Source organism: Treponema bryantii NK4A124 (genome assembly GCF_000421345.1).
Taxonomy (GTDB): domain Bacteria; phylum Spirochaetota; class Spirochaetia; order Treponematales; family Treponemataceae; genus Treponema_D; species Treponema_D bryantii_B.
This window is the reverse complement of sequence record NZ_ATWV01000010.1, coordinates 22469-49361: the sequence shown is the minus strand read 5'-3', so window position 1 is coordinate 49361 and position 26893 is coordinate 22469. Positions and strand designations below refer to the sequence as shown.

Annotated in this window: 17 protein-coding genes; 11 read left to right on the top strand and 6 right to left on the bottom strand. The window is 43.2% G+C overall.

Features of this window, described 5'->3' with window-relative positions; translation table 11 throughout:
• The first annotated feature begins 14 nt into the window (after window positions 1-14).
• From G626_RS0110810 to G626_RS16355, 6 genes are all read left to right on the top strand, one after another.
• The gene (locus tag G626_RS0110810; protein WP_022932802.1) at window positions 15-1460 is read left to right on the top strand and encodes an NAD-binding protein; all 1446 of its coding nucleotides are present in this window, start codon (window positions 15-17) and stop codon (window positions 1458-1460) included.
• 3 nt (window positions 1461-1463) lie between these two features.
• The gene (locus G626_RS0110805; RefSeq protein WP_022932801.1) at window positions 1464-2909 is read left to right on the top strand and encodes a TrkH family potassium uptake protein; all 1446 of its coding nucleotides are present in this window, start codon (window positions 1464-1466) and stop codon (window positions 2907-2909) included.
• The gene (locus tag G626_RS0110800) at window positions 2910-3584 is read left to right on the top strand and encodes a DUF3261 domain-containing protein (RefSeq protein WP_022932800.1); all 675 of its coding nucleotides are present in this window, start codon (window positions 2910-2912) and stop codon (window positions 3582-3584) included.
• A 1-nt stretch (window position 3585) separates the two neighbouring features.
• Window positions 3586-4878 carry a beta-ketoacyl synthase N-terminal-like domain-containing protein gene (locus G626_RS0110795; protein ID WP_022932799.1) on the top strand — a complete coding sequence of 431 codons (1293 nt, stop codon included), beginning with the start codon at window positions 3586-3588 and terminating at the stop codon, window positions 4876-4878.
• Between the two features lie 15 nt (window positions 4879-4893).
• Window positions 4894-5382 carry a hypothetical protein gene (locus G626_RS0110790; protein ID WP_022932798.1) on the top strand — a complete coding sequence of 163 codons (489 nt, stop codon included), beginning with the start codon at window positions 4894-4896 and terminating at the stop codon, window positions 5380-5382.
• Between the two features lie 82 nt (window positions 5383-5464).
• The gene (locus tag G626_RS16355; RefSeq protein ID WP_022932797.1) at window positions 5465-7798 is read left to right on the top strand and encodes a glycoside hydrolase family 3 C-terminal domain-containing protein; all 2334 of its coding nucleotides are present in this window, start codon (window positions 5465-5467) and stop codon (window positions 7796-7798) included.
• Window position 7799: 1 nt separating this feature from the next.
• On the opposite strand, the gene G626_RS0110780 is transcribed toward G626_RS16355, so the two are convergent.
• Window positions 7800-10208, bottom strand: coding sequence for an HD domain-containing phosphohydrolase (locus tag G626_RS0110780; RefSeq protein WP_022932796.1), 2409 nt, complete (start codon window positions 10206-10208; stop codon window positions 7800-7802).
• A 143-nt stretch (window positions 10209-10351) separates the two neighbouring features.
• On the bottom strand, window positions 10352-11104 hold the full coding sequence (fabG, locus tag G626_RS0110775) for a 3-oxoacyl-ACP reductase FabG (RefSeq protein WP_022932795.1): 753 nt from the start codon (window positions 11102-11104) through the stop codon (window positions 10352-10354).
• A gap of 306 nt (window positions 11105-11410) precedes the next feature.
• Here fabG and G626_RS0110770 point away from each other — a divergent pair, with 306 nt between their 5' ends.
• Entirely contained in the window at window positions 11411-12979 is a 1569-nt protein-coding gene (locus G626_RS0110770) for a putative bifunctional diguanylate cyclase/phosphodiesterase (RefSeq protein ID WP_022932794.1), read from the top strand.
• Between the two features lie 172 nt (window positions 12980-13151).
• Entirely contained in the window at window positions 13152-14420 is a 1269-nt protein-coding gene (locus tag G626_RS0110765) for a beta-ketoacyl-ACP synthase (RefSeq protein ID WP_022932793.1), read from the top strand.
• 97 nt (window positions 14421-14517) lie between these two features.
• On the opposite strand, the gene G626_RS0110760 is transcribed toward G626_RS0110765, so the two are convergent.
• The 4 genes from G626_RS0110760 to G626_RS0110745 all read right to left on the bottom strand — a co-directional run bounded on the left by G626_RS0110760 (window position 14518) and on the right by G626_RS0110745 (window position 17943).
• Window positions 14518-15978: a competence protein CoiA family protein gene (locus tag G626_RS0110760; protein ID WP_022932792.1), complete on the bottom strand. Its 1461-nt coding sequence runs from the start codon at window positions 15976-15978 to the stop codon at window positions 14518-14520.
• A 126-nt stretch (window positions 15979-16104) separates the two neighbouring features.
• Window positions 16105-17232, bottom strand: coding sequence for a hypothetical protein (locus tag G626_RS0110755; protein WP_022932791.1), 1128 nt, complete (start codon window positions 17230-17232; stop codon window positions 16105-16107).
• A 70-nt stretch (window positions 17233-17302) separates the two neighbouring features.
• Window positions 17303-17740 carry a type II toxin-antitoxin system HicB family antitoxin gene (locus G626_RS0110750; RefSeq protein WP_022932790.1) on the bottom strand — a complete coding sequence of 146 codons (438 nt, stop codon included), beginning with the start codon at window positions 17738-17740 and terminating at the stop codon, window positions 17303-17305.
• Complete coding sequence (locus G626_RS0110745; protein WP_022932789.1) at window positions 17740-17943, bottom strand: type II toxin-antitoxin system HicA family toxin; 204 nt, start codon at window positions 17941-17943, stop codon at window positions 17740-17742. The genes G626_RS0110750 and G626_RS0110745 overlap by 1 nt, the downstream gene beginning before the upstream one ends.
• Before the next feature lie 465 nt (window positions 17944-18408).
• On the opposite strand from G626_RS0110745, the gene asnB reads away from it, so the two are divergent.
• The 3 genes from asnB to G626_RS0110730 all read left to right on the top strand — a co-directional run bounded on the left by asnB (window position 18409) and on the right by G626_RS0110730 (window position 26891).
• The gene (gene asnB / locus G626_RS0110740; RefSeq protein ID WP_022932788.1) at window positions 18409-20265 is read left to right on the top strand and encodes an asparagine synthase B; all 1857 of its coding nucleotides are present in this window, start codon (window positions 18409-18411) and stop codon (window positions 20263-20265) included.
• A 157-nt stretch (window positions 20266-20422) separates the two neighbouring features.
• Entirely contained in the window at window positions 20423-25093 is a 4671-nt protein-coding gene (gene gltB / locus G626_RS0110735) for a glutamate synthase large subunit (protein WP_022932787.1), read from the top strand.
• A 178-nt stretch (window positions 25094-25271) separates the two neighbouring features.
• On the top strand, window positions 25272-26891 hold the full coding sequence (locus tag G626_RS0110730) for a glutamate synthase subunit beta (protein ID WP_022932786.1): 1620 nt from the start codon (window positions 25272-25274) through the stop codon (window positions 26889-26891).
• Window positions 26892-26893 lie beyond the last annotated feature (2 nt).

Sequence of the window (26893 nt, the reverse complement as noted above, 5' to 3'; positions counted from 1 at the left end):
AGTATAATGGAAGTATGAGAATAGTTATTGTAGGCGCAGGGTTCACAGGAATCCAGCTTGCCAAACTTTTGATTAATGAAAAAAATCAGGTTGCTGTTGTAGATAACGACGAAAATACAATCCGCCATGCTTCAAATCAACTGGATTGTACAGTTATGTGTGCAGATGGAAACAACCTCGAAACGCTGGAGGAGCTTGGAATTGCAAAAGCCGATGCCCTTGTCTGCGTTACCTCTTCTGATGAAGTTAATATGATTACCTGCTCACTTGTTGATGCGGTATATCCTGATATTTTGAAAATTGCCCGCGTTCGAAATTACGCTTATTACGTAAACACAGCCAAGGCAGAAAAAAAGCATTCAAACACCTTTGCCGGCAAACACCGTCCGCTTTATGGAATCAACTATATGATTCACCCGGATGTTGAGGCAGCAGATGCAATTGTACAGGCAGTAGAAAACGGCGCGGTTGGAAATGTAATCACTTTTGATAATTCTGATCTTGAGATTGCCCGTATCACAGTTGCAGCAGGCAGCCAGTTTGACGGCGCCCTTCTCAAGGAACTTCGCAGCAAAACTGATGTAAAATTCCTGGTAGCCTATATTGAACAGAACGGCGAGACCATGCTGCCTTCCGGCGACACAAAGCTCGAAGCCGACACAATAATCGGAGTTCTTGTTTCAAAAGATGATATTGCAAAACTGGTTGAGCTTTGCGGCGCCGAGCAGAAGGAGCTCCGCAAGGTTTGTATGATTGGCGCCGGCCGCATTGGAACCATTGTTGCTGAAAAGCTGATGGGCAGTGCTCAGAAGGCCAGCGGAATTGCCCGCCTCTTTACAAATCTTAAGGCTCGCCGCAATTTTGATTTTGTGATTATCGACAGCAATGATGAGCTCACAAAAGCCGCCTCGGAAAAGTTTCCGGATGCGCGGGTAATGAGGGCGGATGCAACAGATGAAAACTTCCTCCGAGATGAAGGAATTGTAAACTTTGATCTTGCAATTTGTACAACACATAATCATGAGATGAACATGGTGCTTGCAGCTTACCTCGAATCGTTGGGAGTAAAGCAGACAGTGAGCCTTGTAGGCAGTTCGGCCTTTGCAGAGATTTCACGAAAACTTGGAATCGACGTACCGGTTCCTCTCCGCGACGCTGTAGTTGATTCCATCATGAGTCACCTGCGCGGAAAGTCTGTAAAAGAGATTCACACCGTAACAAACGGTCAGCTGGAAATTGTTGAATGTGAAGTTACTTCTGATTCTAAAGTCAGCGGCAAGGAGCTCAAGGAGATTTCAAATCCGGGAACCTTCCTTGTTCTGCTGGATAAAAAATCAGGCACCGACCAGTATCAGATTGTAAATGGAAACACACGCATTACTGCGGGTGATCATATAGTTCTTATTACAGTTGCTGAGAACAGTAAGAAGGTTTTAGCATATTTTGGCAGCGGAGAGTAAACTTTGTTCATAATATCATTCTTAAAAATATCTTCCATTCTCCTTGCAATAACCGGCGCACTTTTTGCGATTCCGCTTGGCTTTGCATTTTATTACGGTGAAAGTTCGGTTTATCTTTCCTTTATAATCCCAATGCTTGCAAGCTTTGTTTTTGTGACTGCAGTAAACATACCAACACGAAAATTCAAAATCACAATGAATACCCGGCAGACCTTTTTGATTGTTGCCCTTTCCTGGGTGGTAATCAGCTTTATGGGCGCCATTCCAATGTATGCCAGCAAAAGCATTCCCCGCTTTGTCGATGCCCTTTTTGAAAGTGTCAGCGGATTTTCTACAACCGGTTCAACTATTTTATCCGAAATAGAAAGCCTTCCAAAATCAATCAACATGCTTCGCTGTCTTACCCACTGGATCGGCGGTATGGGAATCGTTACCCTCACCGTGGCCCTTATGCCTCTGCTGGGGGTGGGCGGCTTTCAGCTGATTAAGGCAGAAACCACCGGCCCTGAAAAGGGAAAAGTAACTGCCCGCATCACAACTACTGCAAAAATCCTCTGGCTCATTTACCTTGGTTTTACCGCTGCAGAAACAATCGCACTCAAGCTTGCGGGCATGACTTTTACCGACGCCCTTTCTCACGCCTTTGCAACTTTGGGAACAGGCGGATTTTCTACACGCAACAGCTCAATCGGTGCCTACAATTCTGTTGCAATTGACGTAATCATAATGATTTTTATGTTCCTGGCCGGAATCAACTTCAGTCTTTACTTTTATATTTTCACAAGAAAGTTCAGCGACATCACAAGCAACTCTGAGTTTAAAGCCTACCTTGCAATTGTTGCGGCCCTTATTGTTGCAGTTACAATTTCTCTCAAAAATTTTTACGGCAATTTTGGCGACAGTCTTCGCTACAGCTCCTTCCAGGTTGTTTCTCTTATGACCACAACCGGTTTTTCTACCGCAGACTTTATGAAGTGGCCGGCTGCAACTCAGTTCCTGCTTTTTGTTACTTTCTTTATAGGCGGATGTTCGGGCTCAACCTCGGGTGGTGTTAAAGTAATCCGCTGGCTGGTTCTTGGAAAACAGGTTCAGAACGAAACCCGCAAGATGCTGCATCCGCACGGAGTTTTTGCAATCCGCTTGAACGGACGCCCTGGCCGCAAGGATATTGTTTTCAACGTTGCGGCTTTTATGGTTGTGTATTTTGCCCTGGTATTGATTACCACTTTTGTAGGTTGCCTTGGAAATCTTGATGTGTGGTCAAGCTTTACCGGAGCCCTCAGCATGGTCGGAAATATTGGTCCGGGTTATGGTCTTCTTGGGCCTGCAGAAAATTTCGGCTTCCTTCCTGATTTTGTAAAATACTGGTATAGCTTTGCAATGCTTGCAGGCCGTCTTGAATTATACACAATGATAATTTACTTTCTGCCGGTTTACTGGGAAAAATAGATGATGAAAAAAGCAAGACCGGTGGTTGAGTGCCTGCGAAGCAGACGAGTGTTGAGCTTGTCGAAACACGAAACCACATTTATAATAATTATCCTTTCTCTTTTTCTGGTTTCCTGTGCCTCAACAAAAAAAGTGGCTGATGGAAATAAGACTTCTGCAAAACTCCGTTCCGTTTATGTTACAAACACAAAAAAAGTAAATCTTCTGCAGCCTGCCGCAGCGGGTGGAGTTTTTGAAGGACTCCAACTACTGAACGGTAGTTTTGGCAACAGCAGTTTTTCGCTTATGTCTTACAGTCAGATTGATGCTCAGGGAATCAGTCTTTCTCTGATGAATGATTTTGGCACAGATATGGGCAATGTTTTTTATGACGGCGACAAGGTGATTTTTGATTCGGCCTATTTTCCAAAAAATCTTCCCGGGGAATATATAATCTGCGATATTCAAAATGCATTTTATGAGAAAGCAGCACTCAGAGAAAATTATGAAAATGCCGGTCTGGAGTTTGAAGTTTGGAATGGCAGTGATGAAATTCAGGCAGCAGGGGTGAGTGAAACTCGTTTAATTAAAGATGGTAAAAAACTGATAGAAGAAATCGTAATAAAAAAAGATACTGTCAAAATCAAAAATTATCTTCGCGGCTATGAATATAGTCTGACGAAGCTTGAGGAATAGAATGAATTTATATCTTTCAAAGCCAGGAGTTATGAGCTGTGCCGGCAACAATATTGACCAGCTTTGGGATGCTGTAACTACTGGCAGACAGGACAATATCAAAAAAGTAAAAGCCTGCAACGGCGAAGAATATTTTGCAGCTAGAGTAGATGAGGCTAACTTAAAACCAAGTGGTGCCCGTTATGATATGAAGATTATGCGGATTGAAAATGCAGCCCTTGAGCAGATAGCTGATGATATTGCAGCAGTTCGCGATAAGTATGGTGCAGACCGAGTTGCAGTCTGCATCGGCTCCTGCGATAATGGAACGGAGTTTTCACTGGCCGGTCACAGAAAATATTTTTCAGACGGAGAATTTCCTGCCGACTACTCTCTGGAAATCCAGGGTGCAGATTACGTTTCAACTTTTGTTGCAGAAAAGTTTGGACTAACAGGCCCGGCAATTACTTTTGCGACCGCCTGTTCTTCCAGTGCAGGTGCAATCATAAAGGCAGCCGAAATGATTATGGGCGGCGTAGCTGATGCGGCACTCGTTGGCGGAATTGATATTGCTTCTGATACAACACTGATAGGTTTTTCTGCGCTCGAGGCGGTTTCTTCAGAAATCACAAACCCGTTCAGTAAAAACAGACACGGAATTACTCTGGGGGACGGCGCTGCCTTTTTTGTTTTGACGAAGGAGCCTCTTTCGGTGGTTGAGTGCCCGCAAGGCGGGCGTATCGAAACCACCAGTACCACCACCGTACGCCTCCTAGGCTGGGGCGAAAGTGCCGACGCATATCACATGACTTCACCGGACCCGACAGGGGCGGGCGCCGAAAAGGCAATCCGCCGGGCTCTGGAAAATGCCGGCCTTGCCACCAGCGACGTCGGCTACATCAACCTGCACGGAACAGGAACAAAGTTTAACGACAGCATGGAAGCAAAGGCCGTGGCGGCAATTTTCGGCGAAGCCCGCGAGGCCGGAGAAGCCGGCGGCGCTCACGCAGCTTCGGTTCCAGTTTCCACAACAAAGCCAATCACCGGTCACACCCTTGGTGCGGCGGCAGCTCTCGAGGCAGCAATCTGCTGGAAGGCCCTGGTGGAAAATAAAGGAAAGAAAAATATCAAATTACCTGTACAGGTGTGGGATGGCGAACGAGACGAGGAGCTTCCGGCCCTTAACATAGTGGACGGAAAATCCGGCGTGGACGGCGAGGATGAGGCCGCCGGCACAGGCGGAGAACTCAAAGTCTGCCTTTCAAATTCTTTTGCCTTTGGCGGTGCTAACGCCTGTTTAGTATTAGGAATATAAGGAGAACAATAATTTATGGAAATCCAACAACTTATCGAACACGACGAGCTTATCAACTATCTTCCTCACAAGGGAAAAATGTTTCTGCTCTCACGCGTTACACAGCACGATGTAAATAATCATACAATCACAAGTGAATACGATATTACAGAAAACTGCATTTTTTACGAGCCGGAGTTTGACGGCGTTCCAAGTTGGGCTGGCTTTGAGTTTATGGCTCAGTGTATTTCGGCTCTTACAGGAATCACAAATACTATCAAGGGCCGCAAACCTCTTCCGGGCTTTATCCTCAGTGTAATGGAATTTAAGGCTGATGTAGGCTACCTCAAAAACAACACAACAATTCAGATGAAGGCTGTAGAAGATTTCCGCGACGAGGAAAATCATGTTTACCGCTACATCTGCGAGCTCTACGCAAACAAGAACGATGAAAAGCCTGTTGTTACAACAAAAGTTTCTGTAATGGAAACCGAAGACGCCGAAGCCCTTTTTGGTGACAAATAATAATTATATAAATCGATAAACTATTTGGTCTTTTACTAAAACTAATTTATAATTATCTGAATTATTTTATTTGAGGATATTTATGAATGCTGATTTAGAAAAACTGACTAAGGATGAAAAAATACGGCTTTTCAATGGGGTGGGTAACTGGAACTCTTTTGATGCCGGCGGAAGGCTGCCTTCTTTTACTATGAGTGACGGACCGCACGGGCTTCGTAAGCAGGATGCTGTGCAGGAGACTGAGGCCTATGCTGATATAAACCGCAGCCGGCTTGCTACCTGTTTTCCGACTTCGAGCTGTATGGCTGCCAGCTGGGACAAGGCTCTTTTAAGCGAAGAGGGAAAATCGATTGCGGAGGAAGCTCAGTGCCAGGAGGTGGATCTTGTTCTTGGTCCTGGTACAAACATTAAGCGTTCTCCTTTGTGCGGCCGTAACTTTGAATATTTTTCTGAAGACCCTTACCTTGCGGGAACTCTTGCGGCCAGTTACATAAACGGTATGCAGGCTCTTGGAATTGGTACTTCGCTCAAGCACTTTACCTGTAACAATCAGGAAAAACGCCGCCAGACCTCTAACTCTATCGTAGACGAAAAAACTCTTTCGGAAATATACCTGCGTCCTTTTGAAATTGCTGTTCGCAAGGCTCAGCCGGCCAGCATTATGGTTTCGTACAACAAGGTAAACGGCGAGTATGCGGCTGCCAGTAAGTTTTTGCTAACAGAAGTCCTCAGAAAAAAATGGGGCTTTAAGGGAATGGTGATTTCTGACTGGGGTGCCTGCATTGGTGCGGCAAACTGTCTTAAGGCCGGAATGTCTCTTGCCATGCCTGATTCCAACGGATATTTTTCTCACCAGCTTTCGGCTGTTTATGATGAGGATTCTGTACTTCGTGATAAGTTAGACGAAGCTAACAGTCTTGTTGTGGAAGCGGCCAAAAAATGGAATGGCGGCCACAGGCAGAAGGCAGATAATTCTAAAATTGATTTTGTGGCTCACCATAAGGCGGCTCTACGATTTGCGACAAGCTCGGCCGTTCTTTTGAAAAACGATGGGGCTCTTCCGCTTGCGCCAAAGACAAAGCTTGCTGTGATTGGAGGCCTTGCTGCCACAATGAAATTTCAGGGCGGCGGTTCAAGTCATATTAATGCGGCTGAATATCCGAGTGCGCTGGAAAGTCTTAAGGCCCTTGGTTATGAAATTGATTATGCAGAAGGCTACCCGACAGATCTTGGCAACGTCAGTGAAAAAGGATACGCCCAGGCTCTGGAGCTTGCGAAAAAGGCGGCAAGCGAAAAAGTGCCTCTGCTTTTCTTCTGTGGCCTTACAGAGGAGTTTGAGGGCGAAGGCTTTGATCGCGAAACTATTGCCCTGCCTCAGGTTCAAACAAAGCTGCTTGACCAGATTCTTGAGACAGGGGCTGAGGTAATTGCCGTAACCTTTAGCGGCGCCCCGATTGATATTTACTTTGCAGACAAGGTTCGCGCTGTGCTTCACATGTATCTTTGCGGCGAGGCTTGTGGCGAAGCCTGTGCCCAGCTTTTGAGCGGAAACGTAAACCCAAGCGGAAAGCTTGCCGAGACTTTCCCTTTCTCAGAAAAGGACACTCCATGCTACGGAAACTTTGGCGGTGAGGATGACAACATTGAATACAAGGAAGGCTGCCTTGTGGGCTACCGCTACTACGAAGCAAAAAAGATTCCTGTGCGCTACGAGTTTGGTTTTGGGCTCAGCTATACTACTTTTGAATATTCTAATCTTGAAGTTGATGCAGCTGCCCGCCGGGTTTCTTTTGATATTAAGAACACCGGTACAGTAAAGGGTGCAGAAGCGGCTCAGGTTTATATTCAGAGGGCTGGGGCTGAATATCCTGAGCTACGCGGCTTTGAAAAAGTGGAGCTTGAGCCGGGCGAAACAAAGCGTGTAAGTGTTGAGCTCGACGAAAATGCTTTTAAGTCATACGATACTTCTGCTCACAACTTTGTTCCGTTAGTAGGAACTTACAAAGTTATGGCTGCTTCTTCTGTTAAGAAAATCCAGCTGGAAAAAGAAGTTGAAGTGAGCGAGGGAGACCTGGCTGGACAGGCTGCAGATGCTTACAGCCCGGACGTCACCCTCTACAATGACTTCTTTACAAACACCTTCTACGAGCAGCATCACCGCGGCACCTTCACCACCGCCGACAATCTTGGCGACATGGCAAAGGAAAGCTTTGCGGTGCGCATGATTCTTCGCTTTATAATCCGTGCTATGCTTTCAACTATGAAGGGAAAATCAAAGGATGATCCTTCTGTAAAAATTGCAATCAGTGCGATAGAAGAAAATCCGCTTGAAAGCCTTATAAGCATAACAAACGGAGTTTTGTCAGAAAAGAGAATGCAGGGAATTCTTCGCCTGGCAAACGGAAAGCACAAGTAGCTTAGCTTATGTGAATGTTTGTAATTGCAACCTGATCACCGGTGAGCGAAACATAAATCTCCGGTGCATCAGCTTTTATAGTTGTAATACTCTTTATTGCAATTCCACTGTTTTCGGTAAAGACTGTAATCTTGTTGCCCTCACGCTGGAGTTCTATTTTACAGTCCATACCGGCTTTGTTCAGAGCCTTCCAGGCCTCCCAGCCGTTAAAATCATCATTCTTACTGATAAGCATTGTGTTTTTAGCCTGTTGATTTTCTTCCCAGTTTTCGCCGTCTAATCTTACAACAACAAATTCGCGGTAGCCTTTGCCGTTCACCTCTTTATCATCAGAATAAAAAAGGCAGATAAAAGGACAATGCCAGATAAGGCGGGCTGTCGGCAGACTCATTGAGTGGAAGGTAATGGTCATCTTATCTTTTACAGGAATGCCTTGAGTTGAGGCAGAACGCCAGCCGTCAATCTGGATGTTAGGCAGGTCACCTTCCGGTCCGTCAATATAGCTGATTTCTTCGGCAATTCGTGGAATATAATCTTTTGTGATTTCTACATCAGACTTAATAATTTCTACATTGCTGATAAGGCAGTTCTGGCCGGTGAGCGAAAGATATGCATAGCGGGTACTGTCTTCGAGGGCAATTGTAATTCTAACTATCTGAAATTTGTTAGTGATAACTATCAATACGTGGTCTTTATATTTTACAGAATTGATTTCATAGTTCAGACCGTTTTTATATTCTGCAAAAATCTCTCTGCGGGAAGGTGCATTGTCTTTGTATGCCTCGGCTGGAATAATTTCTTTTTTGATTTTTCTTGCACTACCTTCTGTAATTGTTCCGTCAAAACGAATGATTGCATATTCATTATAAAGCATTTCTTTTCGTTTAGATTCTGTTTCGTGAACACGGGCATCGAGGGAATCAAAAACAATGAGTGAAGGAATAGTATTTTCAGCTGCGTCCTCGTATTCGCTTCGGCTGTGGGCCTTTATCAGGAGAGGAGAGCGGGTAAGAAGAATGCCCTCTGATTTTTCTGAACGGAAGTCTGCACAATGGAGTACATCTTTTCCGCCAAGCTCTTTAACTTCCTCGTGCTCTTTCATATCATACTCTGTATCAAGGTCGATTAAATGAAGCATAAGTTTTGCAAAGGCAGGATCAAATTGAGTACCCATTCCTTTTACAATTTCTTCTCTAACCTTATCCTGAGGAATTGGATCGCGGTAACTTCGTTTTGAAGTCATCGCATCATAAGCATCTGCAACGGCAATGATTCTGGCAATTTCCGGAATATCTTCGCCCTTGAGTCCTTCGGGGTAGCCGTGGCCGTCAAAGCGTTCGTGGTGAGAGTTGGCACCAATTGAAAGATAAGGTGATTTTGAAATGCTGGAAAGAATCTGTTTTCCGATAACGGGGTGTTTTTTGATTTCGGCAAATTCTTCGTCTGTGAGCTTTCCATTTTTATTGATGATGTTATTCGGAATTCCGATTTTTCCTACATCGTGAAGGAGTCCTGCAAAGTAAATATCGCGGCAGAACTTTTCATCTTTGTCTGCGAGAACGGCAATTTTATGTGAATATTCTGCAACTCGCATTGAGTGACCATGAGTATATTCATCCTTGGCATCTATTGCGTTTGCAAGAGCAGTTGCGGTCTGCTCGAACATAATCTGGGTTGTCTTCTGTTCTTCCTTCAAAAACTCAATTTTAAGATTGTTAGCCTTATCTACCGTTTTGTTCATATCTGTCAGAACGAACATAAAAAGCAGAATTGTTTCACCAACGAGGGTAATATTTATCAGCGAAAGTCCGTAACAGAAAAGCTGAAGTATAGCGGCAAGAAGAGGGAAGAGGGTAAAGGTAATAAGAAGAATAGCGATTGTTTTGCTGATTCTGTGGGCATATTGAAAAATTACATCGAGCTGAAGTAAAAGACAGCCAAGGGTAAAAAGATAACTTAAAAGATAATATGGCGAACGCTGGTAGCGGTTATATTCATCGAAGGTATAATAAAGGCCGGTGAACTGAGAAATAATCAGCATCAAAACGCCGGCTACGCATAAAATCTGAACTGCACGTAAACGACGGGGCACCTTTTTAAGCTGGCCTTCGTTAATCATTAGGTCTATAAGAAAGCTGTTGAAATGAAAGATGATTGCAATGGAAAGAAAGAAAACTGCAAAGTTAGAAATGCGAACCATCCAGAAGCCGAGGCTAGAAACGTTTCCGCGGTACTGGTAGGCAAAGCGGTCCATTATCAAAAGCAGGGAGGCTACAAATTCCAGAATTACAAGTGCCCGTCTTCGTCTTTTATTTAATGTATTTGTAAGAAAGCTGAGGATAGCAAGAACAAAACAGATGCCGCTTAAAAAAAGCATGATGTTCTGCTGATGCAGCCGTAAAAACTCCATGATTTTTAGAAACTCCTGTATATTCTTATATTATAACAGAGGATTTTGTATAAGTAAAAAAAAATCCCCGAACATGTCGCACGTGTCGGGGACTAAAGACAGTCGGCAAGCACAGCTTGCCTCTGAGCCGTTATTTCAGTGGATTACATTCCTCCATCAATCTCAATAACCTGTCTTGTGATGTATGCAGCGCCTTCGCTTAAGAGGAATACTGCGGCAGCGGCGATTTCTTCAGGCTTACCTGCTCGTCCCATTGGGATTGTCTGCATGATGATGTCGTATACTTCCGGGCGGATAGCCTTAGTCATATCAGTTTCGATTACACCAGGTGCAATTGCGTTACAGGTGATTCCACGGCCTGCGAGTTCAACTGCAAGTGCCTTTGTAGCACCAATAATACCTGCCTTAGAAGCAGAGTAGTTTGTCTGTCCGCGGTTTCCATCAACACCACTTACAGAAGAAATTGTGATGATACGGCCACCGCGCTTGTTTTTGCGGCTTGCCATTGGCATCAAAAGCGGATTAATAACGTTGTAGAAACTGTCGAGGTTAGTGTGAATAACCTTGTCCCAGTCGTCTCCGCTCATAGCAACAAAAGTATTATCGCGGGTAACACCAGCGTTATTTACGATTCCCCAGAGAACTCCGTGCTTTGTACTCAATTCGCCGAGCTTAGCTTTACAATCTTCGCGGTTAGAAACATCAAACTGAATCAGTTCTCCGTCTCCACCGGCTGCCTTAATCTGTGCGAGAGTTTCCTCTGCCTTTCCCTGGCTTCCGTTATAATGACAAATTACATAATATCCGGCTTTAGCAGCTTCAACAGCAATAGCGCGGCCAATTCCACCACTGGCACCAGTTACAAGAACCTTCTTATCAGCGTTTAAGTTTTCCATCTTTCTTTACTCCTGTGAAAGGCCATTACGGCCGTTGATATTTTGATTTTATCATAGAGAATAATCTTTTGCTAGACAAAATTTGCTGAAATGTCAAAATCACTTTTTCTTGTTTTTAGAAATCTTCCGTGTTAAAATTAAATAATATTTAAATTCCTTCTTATCTAATAAAGTCCTGTATATACAAAAGTTGTTAAGTATTTTTGGAGGACTATATTGAAATTCATTAATCGAAAAAATATCCTGATGTTTCTCCTGACCCTTTTTGGTCTTACATGTATTGTGGGAGTAACTAGATTAGCAAGTATGTCTGGTCAAATTATACGTTACGGTAACTTTGTTTTTCCGGTTTCTTCAATCCAGGGAATTATTGCGGCCTTAAACTCTTTGAGCTGTGTAATACTGGTTTTTATTGATTTCAGAAAGGGAAGCAAGCTTGCCATGGGTATAATGGCTCTGAGTATACTGGCGGCCTTGAATCCGATTATAGGTTCTCACAATCTTGCTCCTCTTCCTAGTGTGGTAACATCTTTAGTTTCCTTTATAACAGTTTTAATTATTTATTCCTTTTATAAAAAATCTACAATCAACAGTCTTACAGATTTTATTACCGGCCTTCCAAACAGACGTTACTATGTAAAATATGCAAATCAACAGCTTGAAGCAAAAAGTAACTTTATTCTTGCCTGTATTGAAATTGAAGATTTTAAGAATATAAATGATGTTTATGGAATTCAGGCGGGAGATTATCTTCTTAAAGAAATTGCGCCAAAGCTTAAAAGCATGCTTGGAAAAGATGAAATGCTCTTTAAGATTACTGGTGGAATTTTCGCAATGATTCTTGATGAAAATAATTATCCGGAAGAAAAGCTTAAACTCATTATCCGCTCTGAAGTTATGACACTTCCGCCAAAACATGGAGAAGATCCTACTATAAAAAAGACCTGTAATGTATCACTGGCGGCCGGTATAGTTCATATCAATCAGGATTATGATAAAGAAAGAAATGCGTCTGGTATTCTCCGTTATGCAGAAATGGCTCTTGCAGAAGCACGAAAATCAGAAGAACAGAAAATCTGTTTTTATGATGATTCCCTTTTGAATTCTGATTTTGAACAAAAGGAAGCAGAGTTCCTTATAAAAGATGCAATGGCTCACGACTGGTTCTTCCTGGTTTATCAGCCTCAGTATATTACCGAAGGAAAAAAGCTTCGTGGTTTTGAAACTTTGATTCGCTGCAGAAAACCGGATGGTTCAATTGTAAGTCCTGCAATGTTTATTCCGGCTGCAGAAAAAACAAATCTTATAACAGAAATTGATGATTATGTTTTGCGTCGTGCAATGACAGAAATGAAGCCGGTACTCGAAGCCAGCGGAAACAGTTTTGTTGTATCTATCAATGTGTCAGCAAAAAATATTGCAACAGAGAATTTTGCCCAGAAGATTAATCAGCTGATTGAAGAAATTCAGTTCCCGGCGGAAAATCTTGAAATTGAAATTACGGAATACTCTTTTGCCGAATCCAGAGATATTACAATCGACAATATTCTTACTCTGCGAACTCTTGGTGTTCAGATTGCCCTTGATGATTTTGGAACGGGTTATACTTCTATTGCCCAGCTTATGAAGCTGCCGGTAAGTCTTTTGAAGATTGATAAGAGCCTGATTGATGAGCTTGAAAGCGACCCTGTTATGAGCGACATGGTAGATTCAATTATCTACATGGGCCACATTATGGACTGCGAAGTTATTTCTGAAGGTGTTGAAAACGAAAATCAGCTGGAAATTCTCAAAGACCACAAATGCGACTTTATTCAGGGCTTCGTCTGGGGCAAACCGCTGCCGTACGAAGAAGCAAAGGCTCTGTGTAAGTAGTTTTCTCCAAAGTGTCATTCCCGGGCTTGACCCGGGAATCTAGACAGGACAGTGATGTCTAGATCTTCGGGTCAAGCCCGAAGATGACACGAAGTTGTAAATGATTGAATTAAACCCATTTTTCTTATATTCTTACTATACTCTAGATATTGATTTTAACTGAGGAATTGGTATGGAATTCACAAAACCTAATGGAAAACGCCGCGTTGTTGTAACTGGAGGCGGCATGATTTCGGCACTTGGCCGCGATTGGGAAACTGCTTACGCAAATCTGAAAACCTGTAAAAATAAAATCCGCTATATGCCGGAATGGGAACGCTATACTAAAATGAATACCCGTCTGGCTTGTCCTTACGACGGCGAGATTCCAAGCTTCCCTCGCAAGAAGGTTCGCGGAATGGGACGCGTTGCAATTCTTGGACTTCTTTCTACTCATGATGCTCTTGCCATGGCAGGGCTTCTTGCAGAAGACGGCGATGATGTAATTGAAGAGCTTAAGAACGGCCGCACCGGTATTGCTTACGGAACCTGTATGGGAAGTATGGATGCTATCGGTGACCTTGCAAAAATGGTTGAAACAGGCGACTCTTCTCACCTCAACAGCCAGACCTACATCAAGGCTATGCCACAGACAAATGCCTGCAACATGAGCGTTTACTGGCAGATTCGCGGCCGTGTAATCATTACTGATACTGCCTGTACTTCGGGCAGCCAGTCTATTGGTTACGGCTACGAAGCAATTGAAGACGGCCGCCAGGAAATTATGATTTGTGGTGGCGCTGAAGAGCTTTCTGCTCCGGATGCTGCAATTTTCGATACTCTTGGAGCGACAAGCTGTCTGAACAAAACCCCGGAGCTTACACCAAAATGCTTTGACAAGGACCGCGATGGTCTTGTAATTGGTGAAGGTGCCGGTACTCTGATTCTTGAAGATCTTGAACACGCTGTAAAACGCGGTGCAAAGATTTACTGCGAGATTGCAGGCTTTGCAACAAATATGGATGGTTCACACATCACATCTCCTAACAGCGAAACTCAGGCAAAGTGTCTTGAAATGGCAATTGAAGATGCAGGTATTTCTAAGGACCAGATTGCTTATGTAAACGCTCACGGAACTGCAACTCCACACGGAGATATAAGCGAGACTCAGGCAGTTTACAAGGCATTTGGCCGCGCAGTTCCAATCAGCTCTACTAAATCATACATCGGCCATATTCTTGGTGCCTGCGGTTGTGTAGAAAGCTGGCTTACAATCAACATGATGAACGAAGATTGGTTCCATCCGAACGTAAACCTGGTAAACATCGACCCTGAATGTGCTCCACTCGACTACATCACTGGTGAAGGCCGCAATATTGATGCAGAGTATGTTATGGCTAACAATTTTGCCTTTGGCGGGGTAAATACTTCGCTTATCTTCAAAAAGTGGCATGATCAGTAATTGACAGGAGGGAGGAGCCCCTCCCTCGCGCCCACTTCGTTGGTCGCTACCCACCCAGCGGGGGCTGCCGCCCCCGCAACGCCCCTGCTATTTATTCTCAGAAACCAAAGTCCCCACTTATGGTTGATTCAGGATTCCAAGTATTATTACCTTCAAAATGATTACAGTTTTTACAATGCCAGTTATTACTATTATTACTTATAAAATAATAAGTACCACATTTCTTACATTGAACTAAGGATGATTCCTCATACGAAGAAGAATCATTTTCATGAATCAAATTAAATTTTCCATCATCAAAACCTAAAACTATTTCCAGTCCAGTTTTTGAAAATAATTTGTTTGCCTTATCCTCTTCTTTTTTTCGTATTTCCTCATATTCATAATGTCTTCTTGCTCTTAATAATTGTTGAGATTTAGTTAAGAAAAAAACTGGAAAATGATTAACTTCTGGAAATCTAAATCTTTTTGGATTGTATTCATATTCAATGTTATGTGCTTCTAAAAACTGGGCCCACTTTTCTTCTGCATGATTTTGGAATTGCTGTCCCTTATATATTATTATATTGTTTTTTCTTCCATGGCAGCTTTGACAATAATAACCGAGAGGATAAGTCTGTTTTTCTTGTATATCTGATATTGGAAATTTTAATACAGCTTTGCATTCTTCGTTCGAACAGATAAATTCAAAATCTTCGTTATATAATAATCCATGTGAATCAAGAATATTTTGTTCTACAATTGTTGTGTATTTATTAAAATGATATTTTATTTCTTTTCCGTCTTTTGTTGTCATTGAAATATATGCAACACGATTTTGCTTCTGACAATGATTGCATTTTACTTCGAAAAGGTTTATGTAAGAAAAATAAGCAGTATCTTTACAATTAGGATTTTCACAAGTTCTTTCTTTCCAGATTGTTTTATCTTTTTTCGGATCGGGAATATAGGAGAACGAGGTAGGATGTTCTGCAATTTCAGAAATTGAATCCAGTACAGATAAATCATCTTTATCTAATACTATTTCATAAAGAGTTATTCCTTTTTTGCTATAATATTCAAGTTTATTTCTGGAAGGTTTATTTGAAACAACAATTTCAATTGCAGTATAAAGATTTCCATTTTTATCATATAAAGAGATATCAGGTTTTAAGTCAGATTCAAGATGCCCTGCTTTTTCTTCAATTTTTACTTCGCCTGCAATTCTTAGCAGATTTCCTTTTTGCTGACCAAGATTACTTGCATTCCAGAAAATGGGAAATTCTTCTTTACCAATTTTGGCTTTTAATATTTCATAAAAGCCCTCTTTAAATGTTTTATGTAAATAGCCTTCATTTGTTCTGACACATTCTGCCGCAATAATTCTTTCTTTTTCGCTTAATTCTGTAGTTGAGTTATGAGCAAAATGATGTTGCCTAATATTACCAAGCCGGGGAAAAACAGGTAAATGACAATTTGCACAATAGTAATCTTTTCCGCGTACAGTTGAATTAACATGTATCCAATGACCATTTTCATCAAAGGCGTATTTTCTGAGTTTTTCGTTGTCTTTATTCATTTTTATCTGTTAATAAATTATAACATTGTTTAGATTACACTGCTAAGATATTTTTTTTAAACGAAAAATCACGAAAGAAAACATTGCTAAAAAAAGCTGCTGAAACTTGTTCAGCAGCTTTTTTATTTATTGTTGTAAAGTATATTCATCAAATGCTGTGGAAGTAGTAAGAGTTATGCTTCTTGCCATTAATTCTTCTGAAAAGAATCTATTTGTTTCAACATCTGAACCTGATAATAATATGATAAGATTATTGTCGTTTCCCAAGCTTAATGAATAATTCATTTGCAATTGTGGAGCATTTTCTACATATTCCCAGTCACTCTCAACATTGGATGGGTTATCTACAATAGGAGTAGCCTCCTTTGCAAATATTTTATTCGCAGTTACATTTGATATAATGTAAATTGTGTCATTATTTTTAAAATAACTTATATCTCCTCCTCCAACGTTTACATATGTACGAATTTTTAATGAATAGGGAGAACTGCTAAAAGTAACAGTTTCGATATCAGGCAATTGAGATGGGACTGTGTTAGTTTTATAGTACTTTGTTCGAATTTTTAACTTGTGAGTATCATTTTCGTCAATTACATCTTCTGCTTTATATACATATAGTTTTTCAAAGGCTGCTTTTAGCTGGTCCAAATCATATTGAATGAATTGGTTAAACTGTGTTTCAGTCATAATTTCTTTTCCTTGTTCATTTGCCCAAGTTACATAATTTGTATATGAAAAATTAAAATAAGTATTCCTATACTTTTCAATCATCTCACTGTATGTGAACCAGGACCATTCACGATTCTCGTTTCTGCTGGACATATGAGTTAGTTTTAAACTAAGTTCTTTAGTAGTTTCGTTGTAGGTGTATTGATATTTCTTGTCATTTCCTGGATCTCCATGTGTATATGTAAGAACTCCTGGAGTTCCATCAGCATGACTTTCAAATGCATATCCGCTTCTGCTAGTTGAAGAAAGTTTATAAGTCTTTCCATTAAATGGATCTTCTCCTACATTGTCTGGTAACCTTGGTTCTGTATATGTTGAAGAAACTGTTATTCCATTTGTACCAGAATTTGTGCTTGCTTCTTCGCTTGTATTATTAGTAGTATCCGAATCCGAAGTCACAGTAGTTTCTTCGGTTGTAGTTGTGGAAGTCTCTTCAGGAGAAGAAGAGTTGCTGCAACTAAAAAACAAAGTTACTGCTAAACTAAGTCCCATAAGCATTACTGATAATTTTTTTATAGTTTCCATAGTAAACCTCCAATAGTTATTTATACTATTATAGAATACTATAAAAAAAAACAGTATTTTCAATAATTTTTTATGCAATTCCAACAGCAGAAAATGTTCGTGGTTCTTCAACCCCAAGGAAGTTTTTAAGTGCATCCTGGAAGATTTTTGAGCAGTTTACGTTCTTTTCATCTGCGAGTGCTGCCAGCCATGCTGGAAGAGAAAGAGTTTTCTTTACAAAAGAAGTTTTTACAGCAGCTCGAACTGATGGCATAAAAACATCAATTACAACAGGAACACAGTTTTTCTTAATTTGGATTTTATTTAGAGATGTCGCTTCTGGAATTGTTTCAGAATCCTGCTCCATACCGAATAAATATAAACCGAGTGCTTCTTTAGCATTTTTAAGAGCTTCTTCTGTATTATCCACTTCAGCACAAGAGAGGCAGCCAGGAAGATCAGGAAAACTGATATTAATACCATCTTCAGCATATTCAAAAAGTGCAATAAATGCATATTCATTTTTCATTATTTTGACTCCTTGGGATTTATTCCCGCTTGATTAAAAATGTTTCTAGCAGTTCCAATAGGAATATTACGTTTTGGATGTGGAACTGTTACTCGTCCTGGCTTTACAGGATGCTTGAATTGATGATGACTACCAACGCAAGAAACCTCATACCAGCCATCTTTTTCAAGCAGTTTAATGATTTGTTTCGAAGAATATACCATCCTTCCTCCTTTTAGGATACATAATATATTACGTATTGTCAAATTGTTTGGTGTGTTAGTTCTTACATATATAATTGTCTTAACTTATTCATTTTTGACAAAATTTTTGGAAAAAATTATGAAAATATTCTGTCTAACATTGCTAAATAAATAACCGAGATGAACAGTGAGACGCTGCTATTCTTGACATTGTGACAAGATTTGAAGTATAAATATTTTAACGACAAAGAGGTCGTAGATATAATCCTTGTTTATCAGGGGTTCTGTCTACGACCTCTTTTTTTATTTTCAGAAAGGAGGAAAAGGACCGTCCAAAATTAATTTGGAAGATTCTAAAAAGTTGCTCCAAGTTTTCGCAACTTTTTTTAACGAATCTTCGATAGACCGCATGAACATTTTCTGGTTGAAACTTAAAATTGCTTCACAGCGGTTCAGCAATTTTTTAACGGTTTCTTCGATAAGAGTATGTGCGGTTTTGTAGGTTGTTTTGACTTAAACAGTGGAAGTGCCCCGATTGCAGAGGGTTTGAAAGAAGAATTGCGCGCTCAGGTTCTGGAGATGTCTAAAAGAATCCGTCATCGTGGGCCAGACTGGAGCGGGGTTTATACTGGCGATAATGCTATTTTGAGTCATGAACGTCTCTCAATTGTAGACCCGCTTTCCGGTAAGCAGCCTCTTGTAAGTGATGATGAAAAAATCATTCTTGCCGCTAATGGTGAAATCTATAATCATAAATCAATTCGTGCTGAATTCCAGGATTCTTACAAGTTCCGCACAGGAAGTGACTGCGAAGTTATTATTCCGCTTTATAAAAAATATCGGGAGACAGGTGACTTTTGCAAAATGATTGAAGAGCTCTCTGGAATCTTCGCCTTTGCTCTTTACGACAGCGAGCACGATGTTTACCTGATTGCCCGTGATGAAATTGGCGTTATTCCGTTATATCAGGGCTGGGACAAAGCCGGCCGCTACTACGTTGCAAGTGAACTTAAGGCTCTGGAAGGCGACTGTGTAACAATAGAAGAATTTCCGAACGGAAGTTACTTGTACTCAGGAAAACAAAGTCATGCTGAACTTGTTTCAGCATCTAAAGATGAGACCCCGAAACAAGTTCGGGGTGACGGTGCTTATTTAAAACCAATTAAATGGTATCACCGCGACTGGGAAGCTTATGATGCGGTAAAATCTGCGCCTCGTGCTACAGACGACAAGGGCGAAATCATAAATCCGGGAGTAATTGAAAAGGTTCGTAATGGACTTGAGAGTGCTGTAAAAGCCCAGCTTATGTCTGATGTTCCTTACGGAGTGTTGCTCAGCGGTGGTCTGGATTCTTCAATCATTGCTGCCATAACTCAGAAATACAGCAAGAAACGTGTTGAAACAGATAGTAAAGAATCTGCCTGGTGGCCTCAGCTCCACTCTTTTGCAGTTGGTCTCGAAGGTTCTCCGGATCTCATTGCAGCCCAGAAAGCTGCAGACTACATTGGCACTGTTCACCACGAAGTTCACTTTACAATTCAGGAGGCCTTAGATGCTCTTCCTGATGTAATTTATCATATTGAAACTTATGACATTACAACCGTTCGTGCCAGCACTCCAATGTACCTGCTGGCCCGCGTAATTAAATCTATGGGAATTAAGATGGTTTTAAGCGGCGAAGGAAGCGATGAGCTTTTCGGCGGTTATCTTTACTTCCACAAGGCTCCTAATGCTCAGGAGTTCCACGAGGAGCTGGTTCGAAAAATGAGCAAGCTTCATCTTTACGATTGTCTCCGCGCAAACAAAAGTCTTATGGCCTGGGGTGTAGAAGGCCGCGTTCCTTTCCTCGATAAAGATTTTATTGATATTGCGATGGGGCTGAACCCGAGCGATAAGATGAGCATAAAGGTTACTGAGCCGGTAGAACAATGTGGTTTCGACAAGCTCAACCATCAGCGTATTGAAAAGTGGATTCTCCGTAAGGCCTTTGAAGACCTGCTTCCGGAAAGTATTGCATGGCGCCAGAAGGAACAGTTCTCAGACGGTGTAGGCTACAACTGGATTGATACCCTTAAAAAGATGACAGAAGAAAAGGTAAGCGATGCAGAGTTTGCCCGCCGAGAAAACCGATTCCCGGTAAATCCTCCAAAAACAAAAGAGGAATACTACTACCGCGAAATCTACAGCAGACTTTTCCCAAGCGACAGTGCAGCACGTGCAGTTCCTCATGAAGCCGGAGTTGCCTGCTCTACTGCAAAGGCTCTTGAGTGGGATGCAGCCTGGAAGAACATGGATGAACCAAGCGGTAGAGCAATTGCTGGAGTTCACGACAAGGCTTACTAATTATCAAAAATAAAATAGTAGTTCCTTTTAGAACTACTTGACTATTTTTACAAAAATTCATTATTATTAAAGAACTAAAAACGGCAAAGAGGTCGTAGATAAAGTTTCGTTCAAGGCGAAATTTTGTCTACGACCTCTTTTTTTTTCGAGGTTGAAAATGAAGACATTATACGAACCAAGTTTTGAACATGATAACTGTGGAATTGGAGCAGTTGTAAATATTGATGGAAGCAAATCACATAAAATTGTTGATAATGCGCTTAGCATTGTTGAAAAACTTGAGCACCGTGCCGGAAAAGATGCCAGCGGTGAAACTGGTGACGGTGTTGGTATTCTTGTTCAAATCAGTCACGAGTTTTTTAAGAAGGCAGCAGGTGAATTGATTGGCGGGCTTGGTGAGCGTGAATACGGAATAGGCCAGTTCTTTTTTCCAGGTACTTCACCGGTGGTTGAGTGCGAGCAAAGCGAGCGTATCGAAACCACCTGCGATTCTGAGAAAGCCCGGTTCGAAGCCTGCGTAAAAGCCGAAGGTCTTCATTTTCTGGGCTGGCGTAGGGTTCCTGTGAATACCGACGTACTTGGCAAAAAGGCCCGCGACTGTATGCCGCAAATCTGGCAGGGCTTTGTGGAAAAGCCTGTTGACTGTGAGAAGGGAATTGATTTTGACAGAAAACTCTATATTTTGAGACGTGAGTTTGAGAAAGTGGTTTCGATACGTCCTTCGGACTACTCAACCACCGGTACAGAAGAGGATAAGGTGGTTGAGTGCTCGCGAAGCGAGTGTATCGAAACCACTGCGAGTACCTACGTTTGCTCCCTCAGCAGCCGCACCATCGTTTACAAAGGAATGTTCCTGGTTCACGAACTGCGTACCTTCTACGATGACCTGCAGTCGCCGGAATACCAGTCGGCACTTGCAATTGTGCACTCGCGCTTTTCTACTAACACTCAGCCAAGCTGGCAGCGTGCTCACCCGAACCGCTTCATAGCCCACAACGGCGAAATCAATACAATCCGCGGAAACGTCGACCGCATGCTGGCCCGTGAAGAAACAGTTAGTTCAAGCAAACTCGACAAAGTTCAGATGCAGAAAATTCTGCCGGCCGTAGATACAAGCGGTTCCGATTCTGCAATGCTGGATAACACTCTCGAGTTCCTTTTGATGAACGGTATGCCACTTCCTCTCGCTGTTATGACCTGTATTCCTGAACCATGGAAACACGACGAAAACATGAGCCAGAAGAAAAAGGACTTCTATCACTATTGGGCAACAATGATGGAAAGCTGGGATGGACCTGCCGCAATTCTTTTCAGCGACGGTGATCTTCTTGGTGCAACTCTGGACCGCAATGGTCTTCGCCCGAGCCGTTACTACATCACAAAGGACGGTATGCTGATTTTGTCCAGCGAGGTTGGAGTTATCGACATTCCTGAAGAAAATATTAAAATCAAATCCCGCTTGCAGCCGGGACGTATTCTCCTGGTTGATACTATTCAGAAAAAAATCATTTCTGATGAAGAATGCAAGGCACAGTATGCTTCGCTTTATCCTTATGGAGAGTGGCTGGATATGAACCTGGTTCACCTTGCAGATTTGAAAATACCTAATAAGAAAATTCCTGTTCACACTCTCGAGGAACGTAACATGCTTTACCGTGCCTTTGGCTGGAACTACGAAGATGTAAACGAGATGATTCTTCCTATGGCCCGCAACGGTGTTGAGCCTACAGCATCTATGGGTGTTGATACTCCGCTTGCCGTTATGAGCGAAAAGCATCCGAGCCTTTTCTCTTACTTCAAGCAGCTCTTTGCTCAGGTTACAAATCCGCCTATCGACAGCCTTCGCGAAAAAATTGTTACAGACACAACAGTTTATGTTGGGCGAGATGGAAATCTTCTTAAGCCCGCAGCCGGCAACTGCCGTGTCCTCGAAATCAACAATCCGATTTTGACCGGAACTGATTTGATTAAGATTGCTGCTTTGAATCAGCCGGGGCTTAAGGCAAAGACGATTTCGATTTTGTTTGAACAGAATCTGGCCGCTGCCCTCGACAACCTCTTCGCTCAAATCGATGCTGCCTACGTCGAAGGCTACAACATCATCATCCTGAGCGACCGCGGCGTAGATGAAAATCACGCAGCCATTCCTGCCATTCTCGCAACCTCTGCCGTTGAGCAGTACCTGATCCGTACTAAAAAGCGCACCGCCGTTTCTATCATTTTGGAAACCGCCGAAGTCCGCGACGTTCATCAGGCTGCAATGTGTCTTGGCTACGGAGCCCGCGCAATCAATCCTTACCTTGCTCACGAAGCAATTGCAGAGCTCATAGACCAGAAGATTCTGGATAAGGATTATCACACAGCAATCGACGATTACAACAAGGCGGTAATCAATGGCATTGTAAAGATTGCCGCAAAGATGGGAATCTCTACAATTCAGTCTTATCAGTCTGCTCAGATTTTCGAAGCAGTCGGAATTGCGGGCGATGTAATCGAAAAATATTTTACAAATACAGTAAGCCGTGTTGGCGGTATCGGCCTCAAGGAAATTGAAGAGGATGTGCGCTACCATCACGACCAGGGCTTTGACCCGGCTGGCCTCACTGTAAACCAGCACCTCGATTCCTTTGGTAAGCACAAGTTCCGCCGTGGACCTCAGGCAGAAAGCCACCTTTATAATCCAGAAACAATTGTGGCTCTTCAGCAGGCAACCCGTAACGGCGACTATTCACGTTTCAAGGAATATACAGCCTTAGTTGATGATAACAGTCACCCACATACCCTCCGCGCTATGCTGGACTTCAACTTCCCTGCAGACGGGGGAATCAGCATTGACGAAGTTGAGCCGGTTGAAAAAATTGTTCAGCGCTTCAAAACTGGTGCCATGTCTTACGGTTCAATTTCCGAAGAAGCCCACAAGTGCATGGCAGCCGCAATGAATCATCTGCACGGAAAATCAAACTCCGGTGAAGGTGGTGAAAAGCCTGAACGTCTGGGAACAGAATACAACTCCGCAATCAAACAGGTTGCCAGCGGCCGTTTTGGTGTTACAGAAGAGTACCTGCTCAGCGCCAAAGAAATCCAGATTAAGATGGCCCAGGGAGCAAAGCCTGGCGAAGGCGGACACTTACCAGGCAAAAAGGTTTACCCATGGATTGCAAAAACTCGCTACGCAACTCCTGGTGTAGCCCTTATTTCGCCACCACCACATCACGATATTTATTCAATCGAAGATCTGGCCCAGCTGATTTATGATTTGAAAAATGCAAACCGCGCTGCCCGAATCAGCGTAAAGCTTGTAAGCGAAGCAGGAGTCGGTACGATTGCGGCCGGTGTTGCAAAGGCCGGCGCTCAGGTAATTTTGATTTCCGGCCACGACGGTGGTACCGGTGCAGCACCTATAAGCTCAATTCACCATGCCGGACTTCCTTGGGAGCTTGGATTGGCCGAGACTCACCAGACTCTGATTCAGAACGGACTTCGTGGCCGCGTAGTAATTGAAACCGATGGTAAACTAATGAGCGGTAGGGACGTTACAATTGCTGCCCTTCTTGGTGCAGAAGAGTTTGGTTTTGCAACCGCTCCTCTTATTGCAATGGGCTGTTCTATGATGCGTGTCTGCCAGCTGGATACCTGTCCGTTTGGTGTAGCAACTCAGAATGAAAAACTTCGTGCTAAGTTCCCTGGAAAGCCTGAGTATGTAAAAAACTTTATGAGGTTCATTGCTCAGGAAATGAGAGAGCTTATGGCAAAGCTTGGAGTTCACTCTGTTGAAGAGCTTTGCGGCCGAACTGATTTGCTCAAGCTCAAAGACAAGCAGGGCTTCAAACGGGCCGGTCTGGTTGATATGAGCCGTGTTCTGGCTTCGGTGGTTGAGTGCGAGCGAAGCGAGCGTATCGAAACCACCGCCGCCCTCGATGCCTGGAAAGAAGACCGCTCCCTCTTCGACTTCAAGCTTGAAAATACAATTGATGAAAAGACTTTGTTGCCATGGCTATCTAGTCATGCTGAACTTGTTTCAGCATCTATTCCTATTCAGTCAACCGACCGAACGGTAGGAACAATTTTGGGAAGCGAGATTCAGAAGCGTTACGGCAATACTCTTGCCGACGACACCTTTGTTGTTAATTTCGAAGGCGGCGCAGGTCAGAGCTTTGGAGCCTTTATTCCACGCGGACTTACTCTCCGCCTTACCGGCGATGCCAACGACGCTTTCGGAAAAGGACTTAGCGGCGGTAAGCTTGTAATCAAAAAGCCTGCCAGCTTCGAAGGCGCTGCCGACAGCAATATCATTGTTGGAAACGTAGCCCTATTTGGAGCAACAAGCGGTACAGCCTTTATCAACGGTGTTGCCGGCGAGCGCTTCTGTGTTCGTAATTCTGGTGCAACTGTTGTAGCAGAAGGCTGCGGCGACCACGGACTTGAATACATGACAGGCGGTACAGCAGTAATTCTCGGCGGCACTGGTAAGAACCTTTGTGCCGGAATGAGTGGCGGTGTGGCTTATGTACTCGACGAAAATCATGACCTCTATAAACGCCTCAATCATGAGCTTGTAAAAATGTATGCCCTTGATGATGAAACAAGTACTCTGCGTGACACTACAGATGAAGAAAGACTTCATGCTCTTATCGAGCAGCACGCAAAGGAGACTGGCAGCGAGCGCGCAAAAGCAATTCTTACTGACTGGGATTCTTACAAGCACAACTTTAAGAAGATTATTCCAAATGATTATTTGAGAATTATGACCGAGATTACTGTTCAGGAAAAAACAGGCTTAGGTCATGAAGAAGCTGTACTCGAAGCGTTTAGAAAATGTAGTGCATAAAATGAAAGGGGGTAAGGGGCAAAGCGCCTTCGCAGCATAGCTGCTCGGAGACTCGCTAAAAACAGTCCACCGGACTGTTTTTCCCCTGCTTCGCAGGGGCGCTCCCTACCTAGGAGAGAGGGTAGCCCGCAACAACGTGCGGGCGAGGGGGAGACCTCCCCCTTCTAAGGAGATAAAAATGGCAAAACCAACAGGATTTATGGATTATAAAAGAGTTGAAAATGGAAACGTTCCTCCGCTGGAGCGAATATGTAACTTTAAGGAGTTTCACCCCAAGCTGGATGAGAAGGCTCGACGCGAGCAGGCAGCCCGTTGTATGAACTGCGGTGTGCCTATGTGTCAGAGTGCCATTAAGCTTGCCGGAATGGTAACGGGCTGTCCGCTCCACAACTATATTCCGGAATGGAACGACGCTCTTTTCAACGGACAATATGATATGGCTGCCTGGCGTCTTTTGAAGACTTCCAGCTTCCCGGAGTTTACTGGTCGCGTTTGTCCAGCTCTCTGCGAAAAAGCCTGCAATCTAGGTAATCCGGTGGTTGAGTGCCCGCAAAGCGGGTGTATCGAAACCACCTTTAACGGTCCTGTAACCGTTCACGACAACGAGCTTTACATAATTGAAAAAGCCTTTGAAACTGGTTATATGAAACCCGAGGTTCCTGCTCACCGAAGCGGAAAAAAGGTTGCCGTAATTGGTGCAGGTCCTGCAGGACTTGCTGCCGCCGACTGGCTCAATCGTCGCGGCCACAATGTTACAGTTTTTGAGCGTGAAGACAAGGCTGGTGGCCTTTTGATGTATGGCATTCCTAACATGAAGCTGGATAAGAAAATCGTTGACCGTCGTATTGAGCTGATGAAGGCAGAAGGTGTGGAGTTTATCTTTAATGCAGATGTTGGCCGCAGCTATTCTGCCAGCCAGATTATGCAGGACTTTGATGCAATTGCCCTCTGCTGCGGTGCGAAAAAAGCCCGTGCGCTTGCGGCTGCCGGTGTAGACACAAAGGGTGTTATGTTCGCCGTAGACTTCCTCAAGGCTGTAACAAAAAGTGTAATTGCAACCAGCGGTGCTTTGGAAAAAATCGGAATTGAACCTGCCAATAAACAAATCAGTCAGATGCTGGTCCAGGATTTTGGAATTGAAGTTGAAGGAAAGGATGTAGTAATTGTCGGCGGTGGAGATACAGGAAATGACTGCTGTGGTTCTGCAATCCGTCTGGGCTGCAAATCTGTAACTCAGATTGAAATGATGCCTTGTCCTCCTGTAGAACGTGCCGCAAATAATCCATGGCCTCAGTGGCCTAAAACACTAAAGGTTGATTACGGTGCAGAAGAATCAATTGCAAAGTTTGGACACGACCCACGCGTTTATGAAACTACTGTAAAAGAAGTAATCAGCGAAAATGGCCACATTACTGCGGTTCGTACTGTTGAAGTAGAATTCCAGACAGTTGACGGAAAGCGTCAGCTGGTAGAAAAAGCGGGCACAGAAAAGACCTTACCTTGCGATCTTCTTCTTGTTGCCGCAGGTTTTGTTGGATGCGAAGAATACACAGCCCAGGCTTTCGGTACAGAACTAGGACCTCGTGGAACAGTTCTTACACCAGAAGTGGTTTCGATACGCCCTTCGGGCTACTCAACCACCGCGGATTACAGTGCAAGCCCTAACGGTTATGCCACCAGTGTTAAAAAAATCTTTACAGCCGGCGACATGCACCGTGGCCAGTCACTCGTTGTCTGGGCAATTGCCGAAGGCCGCGAGTGTGCCCGCCAGATAGACAGCTTTTTACTGGAGAAATAAAA